This is a genomic window from Lentzea sp. NPDC058450, from assembly GCF_042721395.1.
Taxonomy (GTDB): domain Bacteria; phylum Actinomycetota; class Actinomycetes; order Mycobacteriales; family Pseudonocardiaceae; genus Lentzea.
The window spans coordinates 1-14,720 of sequence record NZ_JBHXLO010000063.1 but is presented as its reverse complement, the minus strand read 5'-3'; the positions used below and the strand labels follow the sequence as shown (position 1 = coordinate 14,720).

The 14,720-nt window shown below is 69.3% G+C and carries 9 protein-coding genes; 5 read left to right on the top strand and 4 right to left on the bottom strand.

Translation table 11 applies throughout. From position 1 onward, the window contains the following. Window positions 1-276: 276 nt before the first annotated feature. Window positions 277-4,302: a type VII secretion protein EccCa gene (gene eccCa / locus ACFWNN_RS45285; RefSeq protein WP_382446162.1), complete on the bottom strand. Its 4,026-nt coding sequence runs from the start codon at window positions 4,300-4,302 to the stop codon at window positions 277-279. Window positions 4,303-4,532: 230 nt separating this feature from the next. Between eccCa and eccD the strand changes: the two genes are divergently transcribed. After that, on the top strand, window positions 4,533-5,936 hold the full coding sequence (gene eccD / locus ACFWNN_RS45280; RefSeq protein WP_382446161.1) for a type VII secretion integral membrane protein EccD: 1,404 nt from the start codon (window positions 4,533-4,535) through the stop codon (window positions 5,934-5,936). Further along, a complete protein-coding gene (gene mycP / locus ACFWNN_RS45275; RefSeq protein ID WP_382446160.1) occupies window positions 5,933-7,336 on the top strand; it encodes a type VII secretion-associated serine protease mycosin in 1,404 nt (467 codons plus the stop codon). The genes eccD and mycP overlap by 4 nt, the downstream gene beginning before the upstream one ends. 81 nt (window positions 7,337-7,417) lie before the next feature. Here mycP and ACFWNN_RS45270 read toward each other — a convergent pair whose 3' ends face one another. From ACFWNN_RS45270 to eccB, 3 genes are all read right to left on the bottom strand, one after another. Then, entirely contained in the window at window positions 7,418-8,497 is a 1,080-nt protein-coding gene (locus ACFWNN_RS45270) for a hypothetical protein (protein WP_382446159.1), read from the bottom strand. An 8-nt stretch (window positions 8,498-8,505) separates the two neighbouring features. Beyond that, on the bottom strand, window positions 8,506-8,823 hold the full coding sequence (locus ACFWNN_RS45265) for a hypothetical protein (protein ID WP_382446158.1): 318 nt from the start codon (window positions 8,821-8,823) through the stop codon (window positions 8,506-8,508). A 73-nt stretch (window positions 8,824-8,896) separates the two neighbouring features. Continuing rightward, a complete protein-coding gene (eccB, locus tag ACFWNN_RS45260; protein WP_382446157.1) occupies window positions 8,897-10,510 on the bottom strand; it encodes a type VII secretion protein EccB in 1,614 nt (537 codons plus the stop codon). A gap of 270 nt (window positions 10,511-10,780) precedes the next feature. Here eccB and eccE point away from each other — a divergent pair, with 270 nt between their 5' ends. From eccE to ACFWNN_RS45245, 3 genes are all read left to right on the top strand, one after another. Beyond that, the gene (gene eccE / locus ACFWNN_RS45255) at window positions 10,781-11,986 is read left to right on the top strand and encodes a type VII secretion protein EccE (RefSeq protein WP_382446156.1); all 1,206 of its coding nucleotides are present in this window, start codon (window positions 10,781-10,783) and stop codon (window positions 11,984-11,986) included. Continuing rightward, window positions 11,983-12,711: a hypothetical protein gene (locus ACFWNN_RS45250; RefSeq protein ID WP_382446155.1), complete on the top strand. Its 729-nt coding sequence runs from the start codon at window positions 11,983-11,985 to the stop codon at window positions 12,709-12,711. Before eccE ends, ACFWNN_RS45250 begins: the two co-directional genes overlap by 4 nt. A 254-nt stretch (window positions 12,712-12,965) precedes the next feature. Continuing rightward, on the top strand, window positions 12,966-14,528 hold the full coding sequence (locus tag ACFWNN_RS45245) for a S8 family peptidase (protein ID WP_382446154.1): 1,563 nt from the start codon (window positions 12,966-12,968) through the stop codon (window positions 14,526-14,528). Window positions 14,529-14,720: the final 192 nt, after the last annotated feature.

The following is a 14,720-nucleotide window of genomic DNA, read 5'->3' as shown; positions in this document are numbered from 1 at the left end:
AGGTGCTAGCTTCGAGAGCTCGGCCGGGCGCTTTTCAGCCCGGCCTTTTCCGGCCGATGAGCGCCTCGCAAGGGCCCCGAAGTCAAGCCCCAATCGCACACCCCAGGTCTTTCGTCACGACCCGCGCAACCAACTCTCGCAACCGCAGCCCAACCAACAAACGCGACCAACCCCGCTGGAACCGCAACCAACCAGCAAAACCGGACCACAAACGACCAGTGGGTGGCCCCGCCACCAAGGCAGAACCACCCACTGAAGGCCAAACCCCAAGGACTCCTAGTCCGGCGAAATCCAAGCGAACTGGATCCGCTGCTGCCCGTACTTGCGGGTCACCAGCGTCCCCCGACCGGGCGGCTGAGGCGAGGGCTTCAGGTTGCCCACGATGTTGCCCTCCTCCTTGGACCCGGACCCCACGAAGATCGGCGCCGAGATCTCCTTCAGCTTGCCGATGATCGGGTCGTACATCGCCCGGGAGGCACCACCCATGCGCCGCGCGACGATCACGTGCAACCCAACGTCCTTGGCCTGCGGGATGAACTCGGCCAGCGGCTGCATCGGGTTGGCACCACCCTGCGGCGCGACGAGGTCGTAGTCGTCGACGATGACGAAGACCTCCGGGCCCTTCCACCAGGACCGGTTCTTCAGCTGTTCCTGCGTCACGTCCGGGCCGGGCATGCGGCCGGCCAGAGACCCGCGGATCTCCTGGACGTTCTGCGTGAACTGCGGGCCGGAGACCGCGTAGCTCAGCAGGTGGTCGGTGTCGATGAAGCCCAGCATCGTGCGGCGGTAGTCCGCGAGCAGGATCAGCGCCTCCGAGGAGGTGTAGCTCTGCATGATGCCGCGGACGATGGTGCGCAGGAGGTTCGTCTTGCCGGACTCGCCGTCGGCGAGGGCCACGAAGTGCGGCTCCGCGTCGAAGTCCATGTAGACCGGGGCGAGCTCGTCCTCGTTGACGCCGACCGGGACCAGGCGGCCGCGGCCGGGGAAGGTCTGCTGGACGTGCGCCATGAACTGCGCGTGGTCGAGCATGTCGGGCAGCATCCGGACCTGCGGGGCGTGCTGGCCCTGCCAGGACTGGGTGAGCTTGTTCGCGAGGTCGGCGACGCCGGCGGTGACGGTGCTCGCGTCCTGCGAGGTGTCGATGCGCGGCAGGCCGACGAGGTAGTGCAGCTTGCGGCCCGTGCCGCCGTCGATCGTGATGCCTCGGCCGGGACGGCCGGTGGGCACGTTGACGGCCACCTTGCGGTCCACCTCGGACTCGCTCGGGTCACCGAGGCGGAGCTCGAAGCGGGTGCCGAGGAGGTCCTTCATGGCCGGGCGGATCTCGGCCCAGCGGCTGGCGCCGAGGATCACGTGCACGCCGTACGACAGACCCTGGGCGGCGAGCGCCTGGATCTGCGGTTCGACCATCTCGAACTCCTGGCGGAAGTTCATCCAGCCGTCGATGATCAGGAACGCGTCGCCGAACGAGTCGTCCTTGATCTCGCCGCGGCGCTTGCGGTTGCGGAACTCCTGGAGCTCGATGCGCGAGTCGCGCCAGCGGACCTCGCGCTCGGCGATCAGCGTCTGGAGCTCGGCCACCATGCGGCGGACCTTGTCGACGTCGAGACGGCCGGCGAAGCCACCGACGTGCGGCAGGTCCTCCATTGCGGCGAGCGAGCCACCACCGAGGTCGATGCAGTAGAACTGCACCTCCTCCGGCGTGTGCGTCAGCGCCATCGACGCGATGATCGTGCGCAGCAGCATCGACTTGCCGGACTGCGGACCGCCGACGATCGCACCGTGACCCGCGGCACCGGCGAAGTCGGCCCACAGCAGGTCCCGGCGCTGTTCGAACGGCTTGTCGACGATGCCGACGGGGATCTGCAACGTGCTGTTGGCCGGGTAGCCGGGCGACGTCAGACCGCGGTCCGGCGTCACGTCGAGCGGCGGCAGCATCGTGTCCATCGTGGGCGGCTCGTTGAGCGGCGGCAGCCACACCTCGTGCGCGGGCGGGCCCTGGCCGACGAGCCGGTCGACGATGAGCTCCAGCTGCGTGGGCTCGTTCGCGTCCTCCTTGACCGGCTCCGCGACCTTCACGGGCTCGATCGGGCGCTCGGGCTCCTTCGGGATCTCGATGAAGTCCGGCACGAAGAACCGCGGCCGCTTGTCGCTGCGCACGGCCACCGACTCACCGACGGACTGCATGCCCGCCGGACGGTAGGTGCCCGAGACGTAGAGCGCCTTGAACCTGGTCAGCGGCATGCCCTGCACGCTCAGATAACCCGAGCCCGGGATCGGCGGCAGCTCGTACGCGTCCGGCACACCGATCGCCGCACGGGACTCCGCCGCGTTGAACGTCTTCAGACCGATCCGGTACGAGAGGAACGTGTCCAGACCGCGGAGCTTGCCCTCCTCGAGTCGCTGCGACGCGAGGAGCATGTGCATCTGCAGCGACCGGCCGACACGACCGATCTGGAGGAAGATGTCGATGAAGTCCGGCTTCGCCGTCAGCATCTCGGAGAACTCGTCGATGCAGATGAAGAGCGCGGGCAACGGGTCGAGCTGGGCGCCGTTCTCACGGGCCTTCTCGTAGTCCCAGACGTTCTTGTAGTTGCCCTTCGCCAGGACCTCCTGACGGCGGGACACCTCGCCCTCGATCGCGTCCTTCATGCGGTCCACGAGGCTGAGGTCGCCGGCGAGGTTGGTGATCGTCGCGGCGACGTGCGGGGCCTTGTCCAGACCGAGGAACGTCGCACCACCCTTGAAGTCGACGAGGATCATGTTGAGCGCCGTCGACGAGTGCGAGGCCAGCAGGCCCAGCACCAGGGTGCGGAGGAACTCCGACTTGCCGGAACCGGTCGCGCCGATGCACAGGCCGTGCGGGCCCATGCCGTCCTCGGCCGCTTCCTTGATGTCGAGCTCGACCTGCTGGCCGTGCTCGCCGATGCCGAACGGGATGCGGTAGCGGTCGCGCTTGGGCCGGGGCCGCCACGCCTGCTGCACGTCGAACGTGATCGGGTCGCCGGGGATGCCCATGAACTCGAGCAGCGGCGGGTTGTTGCTCATCGCCAACGGGTCTTCGCCGCTGTCGCCTCCGGCCTCACCGGCGGCGCCCATGCGGTACGGCGACAGACGACGGGCGAGGGCCTCGGACTCCACGATGGTCAGCCGGTCCGGCGCGCCGAACCACTCGACGCCGCTCGCGGAACGGGCGCCCAGCTGGTTGTTCTCGACGACGAGACGCAGACCGCGCCGGGCCGTCAGGTTGCCGAGGCACTCGGACAGGTCGAGCAGCGTGACGCCGACCAGACCCTCCTCGAGGATGATCATCTCTTCGCGGCTGATGTCGCCGTCGTCGATGACGATCACGATGTGCGGCTGGTCCGGCGGCGGCGGGGCGTTGCGGGTGAACCGCTGGCGGTCGCGCAGGTTCTCGTCCAGCATCGCCTCGATCTCGGCGAGCGAGTTCGCCATCATGCGGCGCTGGCCGATGCCGTCGATGTCGGTGGGGTGCTGCGCGTGCGGCAGCCACTTGGCCCACTCCCACAGCTGCTTGGTGCGGCCCGCGCTGACGACCGCGATCAGCAGGTCGTCCGGGGCGTGGAACGTGACGAGCTGGGCGATGAGGGCGCGCGCGAGGTCGCGGCGGTCCTCGATCTCACCGAGCAGGCCGACGGCCGCGAAGCCGCGCAGCGCGATGGAGATGGGGAGGTCGGGCACGAGCGAGTGGGCGCGCACGAACCGGCGCAGCGCCAGCGTCGCGATCGGCTCCAGCTCCTCGACGGGACCGGTCTGCGGCGGCACCAGACGGGTCGCGAGGCGCTGCGAGCCCCGTCCCGCGCGGAGGTGGCAGAAGTCCGGGTCGTTCTGGCGGCGTTCCCACATGCGGCGCGTGGTGGCGAGCGACCACAGCATCTGCGGGTCCGGGTGCACCCACTCGCGCTCGGCGCGCTGCTCGTCGGCCGCCTCGCGGGCGCGGTCGCGCATCTGGCCGAGGTACCGCAGGTAGTCCTTGCGGTCCTCGTTCATCTCGGCTTTCTTCTGGCCCTTGCCCGAGCCCATGCCGCTCGCCATCATGCCGATGGTCGAGATCATCATCATGCCGGGCATGATCATCGCGGCGGGCTGGCGCGGCATGAAGACCAGCATCATGCCCATCATGCCCATGGACGCCACGATCATGACGACGGGCATCGCCTTCATCATGATGTTGCCGGGGATGATCCGGGGCACCTCGGGTGGCGGTTCGAGGTGGACCTCACCGCCCGGAGGCCGGGGAGCAGCAAGGCGTGCCGTTCGCTTGAACTGCAGCGTGCTCAACTGACAGGCACCTCTTCGACTCGTTACGCCACCAGTAGCAACCGACACTATTGCGCATCTGCGGGAGCCACGAAGGTGGGTCGGGAAAAAACCTGACCGAACGTGTTCTGCAAACGACACGTGCAGGAGACGTCGGTGCGTCCATACTAGGGCCGCCCGGCAACCGTCCGAGTGGACCAATAAGGTCGGGCACATTGTTTGCAAGCACTGATCTGACTTAGGGGGCCCTGGTGGCGACCGGTACGACGGTGTTCAGCCGTGTCACGGTGGTGGCACCTCGGACGCGTATCGACGTCGCGCTGCCTGCCGACGTGGCGGTGGCCGATCTCCTGCCGATGCTGCTGGACATGGCGAGAGAGGCCACTCCGGACGGTGGCGTCCGGCACGGTGGCTGGTGCCTCGCCAAGCTCGGCGACAACCCGCTCGACCCGGCTCGCACGCTGGCGTCGCTGGGTGTCGTCGACGGCGAACTGCTGCAGTTGAGGCGCCGCAACGAGAATCCCCCGCCACCGCTGTACGACGACGTCGTCGACGCGATCGCGGAGTCCGACCCGGACTCGTTCCGGCCGTGGACGAAGGAGACCGCGCAGAAGTTCGGTCACCTCGCCGGCTCGCTCGCGCTGATCGCGGCCGCCGTGGCGTTGTTCCTGTCCGGCCCGGTCACGACGGCCGGCTCGGGCAGCGGGCTCGCCGCCGCGATCGCCGGCGGTGTCGGCGCGATCGCCATGCTGGCGGCCGGCGCGACCATCGCGCGGGCCTACAGCTCGGCGTCGACGGGTGTGCTGATCGCCGCGTGCGGATCGTTGCCGCTGGCGTTCGTCGCGGGCTTCCACGCCGTTCCCGGAGTGGGCTTCAACCCGAAGATGCTGCTGGCGTCCGCGTTGATGATGATCTTCGCGTGGGGCGGGATCCTGCTGATCGGGCAGGGCATCACGGTGTTCATCGCCGCGGCGACCGGCGGCACGCTGGTGGCGCTGGCGTTCCTCGTGGCGACGTTCGTCGAGCACCCGCTCACGGGTGTGGCCGCCGCGACCGGTGCCGTGGCGCTCGGCGCGCTCTCGCTGCTGCCGAGCCTCACGCTGCGGCTGGCCAAGATCCCGCCGCCCGTCGTGCCGACGAACGCCGAGGACCTCAAGGAGGACAGCGGCTTCCCCGAGTTCACGGTCATCGAGCGCCGCACGGCGATCGCCCACGAGTACCTGACGGGCATGATCATCGGCACCGGCGTGGTCGCCGCGCTGGCGGCCATCGTCGCCGCGAGCGCCCCCGGTGTCTGGGGCCCGATCTACGCCGTCGTCGTCGCGATCGTGCTGATGATGCGCGGTCGTGCGTACGCGAACGGCGCGCAGGCGGTGGCGCTGCTGTCGACCGGCATGGTCGCCAGCGCGGGCATCCTGCTCGGCTGGCTGATCGCCTCGAACTCGTTCGACCGCATCGCGTTCGTCTTCGGCGCGCTGCTGGTCCTGGGAGCGCTCGCACTGGTGCTCGGTGTGATCTTCCCCGGCCAGAAGTTCTCGCCGCCGCTGCGCCGCACCGTGGACATCATCGAGGCGATCCTGATCGCGTCGGTGCTGCCGCTCGCGCTGGCCGTGATGGACATGTACCAGGTGTTCCGAGGTCTGATCACGCTATGAGGACCGGCATCAGGCGCACCACGGCGGCAGCGACCGCCGGACTGCTGCTGCTGACGGGGACGCTGCCGCAGGCCTCGGCCCAGCCGTCCTCGACGTCGCAGAGCGCACGGCCGAACTCGGTGCCGCCGGACCTGCCGGCGGGCACCCAGCCGCCCAAGGACGAGGGCAAGCCCGACGTCGAGTACAAGCGCACCAACAAGGCCTGCGTCGAGTCCGACACCAAGAGCGAGCTGATCAAGACCAAGCCCTGGGGCCAGGTGCAGCTCAACCTCGACCAGGCGCACCAGTTCGCGACCGGCAAGGGCATCAAGATCGCCATCATCGACACCGGCGTCGACCCGCAGAACCCGCGGTTCGGCGGCAGGGTCGAGGCCGGCGGTGACTACGTGGCCAAGGCGAACGGCGTCGAGGACTGCGACGGGCACGGCACCGAGGTGGCGGGCGTCGCGGCGGCCGCGCGGACCGAGGGCGACTTCGTCGGCGCCGCACCGGAGGCGACGATCCTCGCGATCCGCCAGACGAGCGACCGCTTCGAGTTCGACAGCCCGACGGACAAGCGCTCGTCGGCGGGCAAGGTCGGCACGCTCGCCCAGGCGATCGTCCGCGCCGCCGACAAGGGTGCGAAGGTCATCAACATCTCGTTGACGAACTGCAGCTCCCCCAAGGGTTTCAGCGCGGACGACCAGAAGCTCCAGGCCGCGATCCGGTACGCCGTCGACGCCAAGGACGTCGTCGTCGTGACGGCGGCGGGCAACCTGAGCGACCAGGGCACCGGCTGCGCGCAGCAGAACAACAACATGGACCCGAACACCGTGAACTCGGTGTCGTCGCCGGCGTGGTTCTCCAACGACGTGCTGTCGGTGGCGTCCATCGCGCAGTCCGGCGCGGTGTCGGCGTTCAGCGTGTGGGGTCCGTGGGTCAGCATCGCCGGGCCGGGCGAGGAGATCATCTCCGTCGACCCCAAGGGCACCGGCCTGACGAACGCGAACGTCACCGCGCAGGGCGTGCAGGACATCAAGGGCACCAGTTTTGCCTCGCCGTACGTGGCGGGCATCACGGCGCTGGTGCGCGAGCGGTTCCCGAACCTCAAGGCGCGTCAGGTGATGGAGCGCCTCAAGATGACGGCGCTGCACCCCGGTGGTGTGACCGGCAAGGACAACAAGACCGGGTTCGGCATGGTCAACCCGATCGCGGCGCTCACCGCGGTGCTGCCGGCCGAGTCCGCCGGGTTCAAACCGCAGGAGCAGAAGCAGATCACCACCAGCGTGACGCCACCGCAGGGGCTCGACTGGCCGCCGATCATCGTGGCGCTGGGCGGAATCGGCGTCGGCGGTCTGCTGCTCGCGTTGACGTTGTTCATCCGCAATTCCCTGAACCGCAAACGCGGGCGACCCGCCTGACGCGGTTTTCGAAACAAGTTTCGAAACAACGGCCCCGCTGAATTTCTTTTCAGCAGGGCCGTTGTTTGTTTCAAAACAAGATCAGTCGTCGTCGCCGATCGTCTTCGGCGCCGCCTTCTTGGGCTTGCCGAGCAGGTCCTCGATCGAGCCGGTGAGCCGTTGCTTCGACTTGTGCTCCTTGTCGCCGCCCTGCTGCCCGCCGCCACCCATCGCACCCATCATCGGCGCCATGCCGCCCATCATCCCGCCGCCCGCGGGAACGGCCCCAGAACGGCCTGCGGCGGCCGCGGCGGCCTGTCCGGCGCCACCACCCTGCTGGGCCGGCGGAACCTGCTCAGCGACGCCTGTGGACCCGCCGAACTGCATCGGCTGCTCGGGTGCGGCCGCGGCGGCAGGCGCTCCGACCGAACCGACGCCACCGCCGACCCCGCCACCACCTCCGCCGACAGAGCCTCCGCCTCCACCCGAGGGCGCCGCCTGGCTCGCCGCGGTGGCCGAAGCCCCGGCCGGCGCGGGCACCGCGGTCTCGGGCTTGGGAGGCGCGGTGTAGGTCCAGTTCTGGTCGGGGTAGCGGTGCTCCATCCGCACGGCGCCGAACGCCGTCGCGTCACCGGAGAGCCCGTCGCACAGCTTGAGGAACGCCTCCATCACCTGCCGCGCCGACTCGTGCAGCTCGCGGACCGGGTCCTTGAGCTCCTCGATGTGCCTGAGCGCGCGCTGGTCCCCGTCCGACGGCAGCGAGGCCGTGCCGGACACCGAGTCCGCGGCGTCGGCCAGCACGTGCGCCATGTCCTGCACGATGGTCCGCACGCCGTCCGCGGTCTCCTCCAACGCGTCCGCCATGGCGTTCATCGCGTCGGACAGGTCACCGCCCGCGAGCCCGACCTTGCGCATGTGGTCGAGGAACGCCTCGGCGTCCCTGCCCTCCCAGCGTTCGTCGACCCCGCCCAGCGGTGCCTTGACGTGGTTGTTGACCGCCTCGGTCACCTTCGCGGCCTTGCGCCAGCGTTCGGCTTCCTCGCGCAGGTCGTTCCAGTCGCCCACCAGCGGGTCGAAGAAGTCGTGCACGAGGTCCACTACCCCGAGCTTGCGGCTCACCCGCGAGAGGTAGTCGAGCTCGGGACCGACCTCGGCCGCGATCTGCTTGCCGTCCTTGGTCACCACAGCCCCTACCGCCGATCGGCCTTCTTGATGGCCTGCACGCCTTCGTCGTCTCCAGCCCCGTACTGCTTGGAGACCTCGTGCAGGCCCTTCGCGGCCGAGTCGAGCGCGTCACAGGCGCGGGCGAGCTGGGAGTTGAGCAGCTCGGCCGCCCGCGCGTACCCCTGGGCCGTGCCGACCGTTCTGCCGATCTCGCCGAACGACTGGGGGCGCAGCGGCGACACCTTCATGAGGTCCCGCACCCGCCTCAGATCGTCCGTCGTCCCGTCGATGCGGTCGGCGTACTTCTCCAACCACTCGGCGTCGACGCTGATGCGACCGGCCACAGCAGATTCCCCCTAGGACAGGTCCGGGTGCACTTTCGTCCGATTCGACGGTGCTGCCCCCGGACCGGTTCCGCTACTTCTGCACGGCCTGCTGATCCTGGATCCTGCCGCCCGGTGCCGGGATCGAGTCGTAGCTGCGGTTCGCGTCGTTCTTGTTGAGCTGCGGTCCCATCGGCAGCAGGCTGAGGATCTGGTTCGGCGCCGGCGGGAACGTCCCGTCGAGACCGAGCGCCGCCGCCGTCGCGCCGTCCGGCACGCCGTAGCGGACCCCGCGGCCCGTCACGACCTGCACCGGTCCGGTGCCGAAGTCGTTCTTGCCCTGGCTCGCCCGCACCACGGACGCCTTGCCCGGCAGCATCAGGAACTCGTCGATGATCTCGCCGTTGGCACCGGCCGAACCGAGCTGCGCCGGCGTCATGTCCTTCGGGCCCGGCAGAGCGGAACCGATCGTCACCGACGTGTGCTCGGCGCGGTTGTCGGCGGTGAAGTTCTCGGCCTTCCAGCCCAGGCACAGCACGACGTTGTTGGCGTTGGGCTCCAACGTCGTCGGGATCTTCTCCGGGTAGGACTCGAGCGCGAGCGGCTTCGCCGGGCTGCGGTGGTTCGCGACCGCGCTCGGCGAGAGCCGGATGGCGGCGCGGTTGTTCGAGTAGGCGTAGCGCAGCAGGTCGCCGACCGTCTCCTCGACCGTCTGGAAACCGTCCTCCAGCGCGACCATGGACTCGAAGCCGTTCTGCCGCTCGACCTGGACGACCTCACCGATGTTGACCTTGGTCTCGGTGACGTACGTGGCCTGCTTGCCCTGGTTCGGCATGACCGGCGCGATCAGCGGGGCGACCTCGGGGATGGCGTTGAGCAGCGCCGTGCTGATGGCGCGCGGCTTCTTGCCGGTCAGCTTGAGTGCGTTGACCACCCGGTCGTTCTTCAGGTCCACCTCGGCGCGGACCGTCGACGACGAGATGTCGCGGAGGTTCTGCGGCGTCTTGTAGATCAGGTACGACTTCTTCGCACCCGTGCGCTGCTGGACCAGCACGGCCTCGGCGCCCAGTTCCGCGTTGCCACCGCTGACACCGGCGATCACGGAGGTCTTGATCTGGTTCTCCGCCGCCTGGTCCTCGCGGAACCGGTCGAGCTGAAGGGTGTCGCACACGGACCACTGCGCGTCGATGCGGAGTTCCGGCGCCGGCAGCACGTCCGGAGCGTCCGGCAGGCCCGTGAGGCGGCCGCGCGGCAGGTTCGCCAGCGCCTTCTCGCTCACGAGCTTCGGGGTCCCGCCCGCGGCGCCCTGCGTCACGCCCGCCTGGCCGGCCGGAGCGTCGCCGCCCGCCTGACCCTGCTGCGCGTCGGGGTTGGTGCGGGAGAGCCAGAGCAGCCGGGCCGACGCCAGGTTCGTCATCGGGATCAGCCGCCGGGGGGCGTTGTCCACGACGTAGACCTGGCCGGTCTCCTTGCTGATGGCGATCTGGGTCTGGTCGTCGAGCCTCGGCGCCGGGCTGAAGAGCCCGATCACGAGGAAGATGATCAGACCGAGGACGCCCAGGACCACACCCACGGCTGTCGCGCGCGAGTGGGTGCTCATCGGGTCGTTGAGCATCACCGCGTCTCTGCGGACCAGAGCTGACTGCATCCGCTTCAAGACGAATTGGTAGGCCTGGACCTGTGCCTTGGTGGTGGGTGTTGATGCCATTCTCGGCTCGCTGCTCTCCCAGTCGCGGTACGGTTCGGCAGGATAGCCGGACGCAGGTTGCTCCGTGGGCCGGTTCGCCAAGCCCACCGACCATCGAGGGGAAAGAGACCACAACGGATGTCCGTGACCACTCCACATCCGCCCCGGCCCAACCCAGGGATGGCACGGCCGCAGGGACCTGGGGGTCCTGGCCAGCAGGCACCCGCGCCTCCGCGTCCGGTCGGGCGTGTCCGTCGCAGAGCCGCGGGCGTGAGCCTCGGCTCGTTGCCCGTGTCGAACGTAGTCGCGATAGAGGTCGGTCTCGCCATCGCCCTCCTCGTGCTGGCGATCATGGGCGTCAAGCAGGGCAACGCGCTCAACGTCGTCTCCGTGTCGATCGCCGGCGGTGTGCTCCTCATCGCACTGATCCTGGCGTTCACCCGTTCGCGTGGCCGCTGGCTCACCCAGTGGATCGGCGTCCGCCTGCGCTTCAACTTCCGCTCGCACAGCCGCACGGCGGAGCGCCAGGAGCAGACCGAGTCCAAGCCGGGTGACGACGAGCTGCAGGTGCTCGGCCCCGAGGACCCGCGCGTCGCGTTGCTGCGCCTGGCGATCCCGGACCTGGTGATCGCCAAGGGCGTCGACCACGAACGCCGTCCGCTCGCGCTGTCGTGGCACGACGGCGTGTGGACCGCGGTCCTGCTGGTCGACCCGACGCCGCCGCTGATCTCCGCGGTCGGCTCGGCGCCGTCGCTGCCCCTGGGAGCGCTCACACCGTGCCTCGAGGACCGCGGTGTGGTGCTCGACGCGATCACGGTGATCTGGCACTGCTACCCCGGCAGCGCGGCACTTCCGCCGAACTCGCCCGCCGTCAGCTCGTACATGGAGGTGCTCGGCCCGCTGCCCGCGGCGGCCAGGCGCACCACGTGGATCACGGTCCGGCTCGACCCGCGCCGCTGCGGCGAGGCGATCCGGGAGCGCGGCGGCGGTGTCGTCGGCGCGCACCGGGCGTTGATCGGCGCGTTGTCCCGCGTCCGCAACGCCCTGGAGTCCGCCGGCGTCACGATCCGCCCGCTCGACTCGGACGAACTGCTGCGCGCGGCGATCTCGTCGGCGGAGCTCACCTCGGCCGTCGGCAACACGAACCCCGTGTCGTTGCGGGAGAAGTGGAAGGGCGTCACCGCGGGTGGCGTCGGGCACGCGAGCTACGCGATCACCGGCTGGCCGACCAAGGGCCTCAAGGGCAACCTCAACGCCCTGACCGGTGTGCGCGCTCTCTCGTCCACCCTCGCGATGTCCATCTCACCGTCCCGTGAGGACGGCCAGGTGTCGTTGCGCGGCCTGGTCCGGGTGAGCGCCCGCACGCCGAGCGAGCTCGACCGCGCGGAGGACCAGTTGTCGAAGATCGGCGACAAGCTCGACATCACGCTGACCCCGTTGCGGGGCATGCAGCTCGCGGGTCTCGCCGCGACGCTGCCGCTCGGAGGTGTGGCATGAGCTCCTCGACCCGTCTGCTCGACGCCCGCGGCCGCGGCGCGGTGGCACCGGAGTTCCTGGTGTCGCCGAACATGCTCGACCTGGTCAGCCCCAGCGGCGACCGCGGCGGCATGATGCTCGGCCAGGGCACCAAGGGCGAACCGCTGTCGGTGTCCGTCCTGCGCCCGACCCCGACCCGCATGGTCGTCGTCGGCGGCCTGTACCTGGCGCGCCAGATCGCGTTGCGCGCCATGGCGACCGGCGCGTGGATCATCATCGCGACCGGCCGCCCGCAGGCCTGGCAACCGGTCGTGCGCGCGGCGGGCCAGGGCCCGGACGGCCGTCCGTCCCAGCTGGTGCAGCTGCGCCGGTTGTCGCCGGCGGACCTGCCGCGCCCGACCGAGGACATGCCGTTGCTCGTGATCCACGACGGCGGCCACGTCCCGCAGGAGCTGTTCCCGCCGCGCGCCGCGTGGCAGACCACGATGTACGTGCTGCCGTACCTGCACCCGCAGGCGTCGTCCACGGCGAACAACGCGGACCTCGTGCTGCTGCAGCGCCTGCCGATGGGCCAGGCCCAGCTGGCGGGTCAGATGTGGCGGCTGCGCCCGCAGATGTTCCAGCAGCTGACGCAGCTCAAGGACGACCAGGTCATCGCGATGGGCCAGGACATGTGGGCGCACCTGCGCCTGTACACGACCCCGTCCGAACAGCAGATCCTCGGTGCCGTCCGCAGAGGCGATTGAGAGCGTTCGATCGTCCCACTCAAAGCCGATTGAGACGCTCGACTAAATAGGCGAAACTTGCGCCCCGAACGGACAACCGTTCGGGGCGCAATTGTTTTGTCCATAGATCAGCGGCACCAACTAATTCACAGGCCGGGGCAAATCTGTTGATTCGCCGTTCGAATGCAATTCGCTGGACCGTCTTGTGCCAAATCAGTCCGCGCCACTAAGAAAAATCCCACCTGCACAACCCTGCGACGAGGGAGCTTGCTGCTATGGGAGAATCGTGGGCCAGACGCGCTGGTGGAATCGGGCTGGTGGCGGGCACTGCGCTCGTCCTCTCGTCCGTCTCCGCCACCGCTGCGCCCGAGGGGGAGATTCGCAACCTCGGTGCGGCGAACGCCGTGAAGGACAGCTACATCGTCGTGCTGAAGGACGTGAGCACGGCGAGCGTCGAGAACCTCAGCGCTAAGTACGGCGCGAAGGTGAAGCACTCGTACAAGTCCGCTTTGCGCGGTTTCTCGGGCCAGCTGTCGGAAAGCCAGGCCAAACGCCTGGCCGCCGACCCGGCCGTCGCCTACGTCGAACAAGACGCAGAGGTCCGCGTCTCCGAGACGCAGACCCCGACCCCGTCCTGGGGCCTCGACCGGATCGACCAGCGAGCACTCCCGCTGGACAACAGCTACACCTACCCGAACCGCGGCGCGGGCGTCACCGCGTACATCATCGACACCGGCATCCGGATCACCCACACCGACTTCGGCGGCCGAGCCGTCTCCGGCACCGACACCGTCGACAACGACGCGGACGCCAACGACTGCAACGGCCACGGAACTCACGTCGCGGGCACCGTCGGCGGCACGAAGTACGGCGTCGCCAAGGACGTGAAGCTGGTCGCCGTCCGAGTCCTGAACTGCTCGGGCTCCGGCACGTTCGCGGGCGTCATCGCCGGCATCGACTGGGTCACCGCCGACGTCCAGGCCAACCCGGCCCGCAAGCCCGCGGTGGCCAACATGTCCCTCGGCGGCGGCGCCAACCAGACCGTCGACGACGCCGTGGCCCGTTCCATCGCGGCAGGCGTCACCTACGGCCTGGCAGCGGGCAACGACAACGGCGGCAACGCCTGCAACACGTCCCCGGCCCGCACCCCGGAAGCCATCACCGTGGGCTCCACGGACCGCACCGACGGCCGTTCCTCGTTCTCGAACCTGGGAACCTGCCTCGACATCTTCGCCCCGGGCCGCGACATCACCAGCGCCTGGCTCACGAACGACGAGGCCACCAACACCATCAGCGGCACCTCGATGGCCACCCCGCACGTCGTAGGCGCAGCCGCCGTCTACCTCGGCTCCAGCCCCACCGCCACCCCGCAGCAGGTCCGGGACGCCCTCGTTGACAACGCCACCTCCGACGTTGTCACCTCCCCCGGAACCGGCAGCCCGAACAAGCTCCTGCACATCACCGGCACCGCCCCGGGCAACCCGCCCGGCCAGTGCCCGGCCGTCACCAACGACACCGACACGGCCATCCCGGACGCCAGCGAGGTCAAGTCCCCCATCACCATCGCCGACTGCAACGGCAAGGCCAGCAGCACGGCCACGGTGAAGGTGGCCATCAAGCACACCTACCGAGGCGACCTGGAACTGGCGCTCATCGCCCCGTCAGGCGCCACGAAGGTCCTGAAGGTGGCCAACGGCTCCGACAGCGCCGACGACCTCAACGCCACCTACAACCTGAACGTGGCAACGGAAGACGCCAACGGCACCTGGCAGCTGCGCGTGCGCGACACCTACCGCCAGGACACGGGCCACATCGACTCGTGGACGCTCGACATCTAGCCCACACCTGAAAGCCGCACCACCGACGGAGCCCCCGGCACCCTGGCCGGGGGCTCCTCCCACGCCAAGGCACGCTCGCGCAAGGGTCCCCTCGGGCTGAACTGCTGTCCGAAAGTTGGACTGGGGTGTGAAGGTTAGGTAGTGAGGGCGCGGGCTCGGTAGTCGGCTGGACTGAGGTTGCCGAGCGTGGTG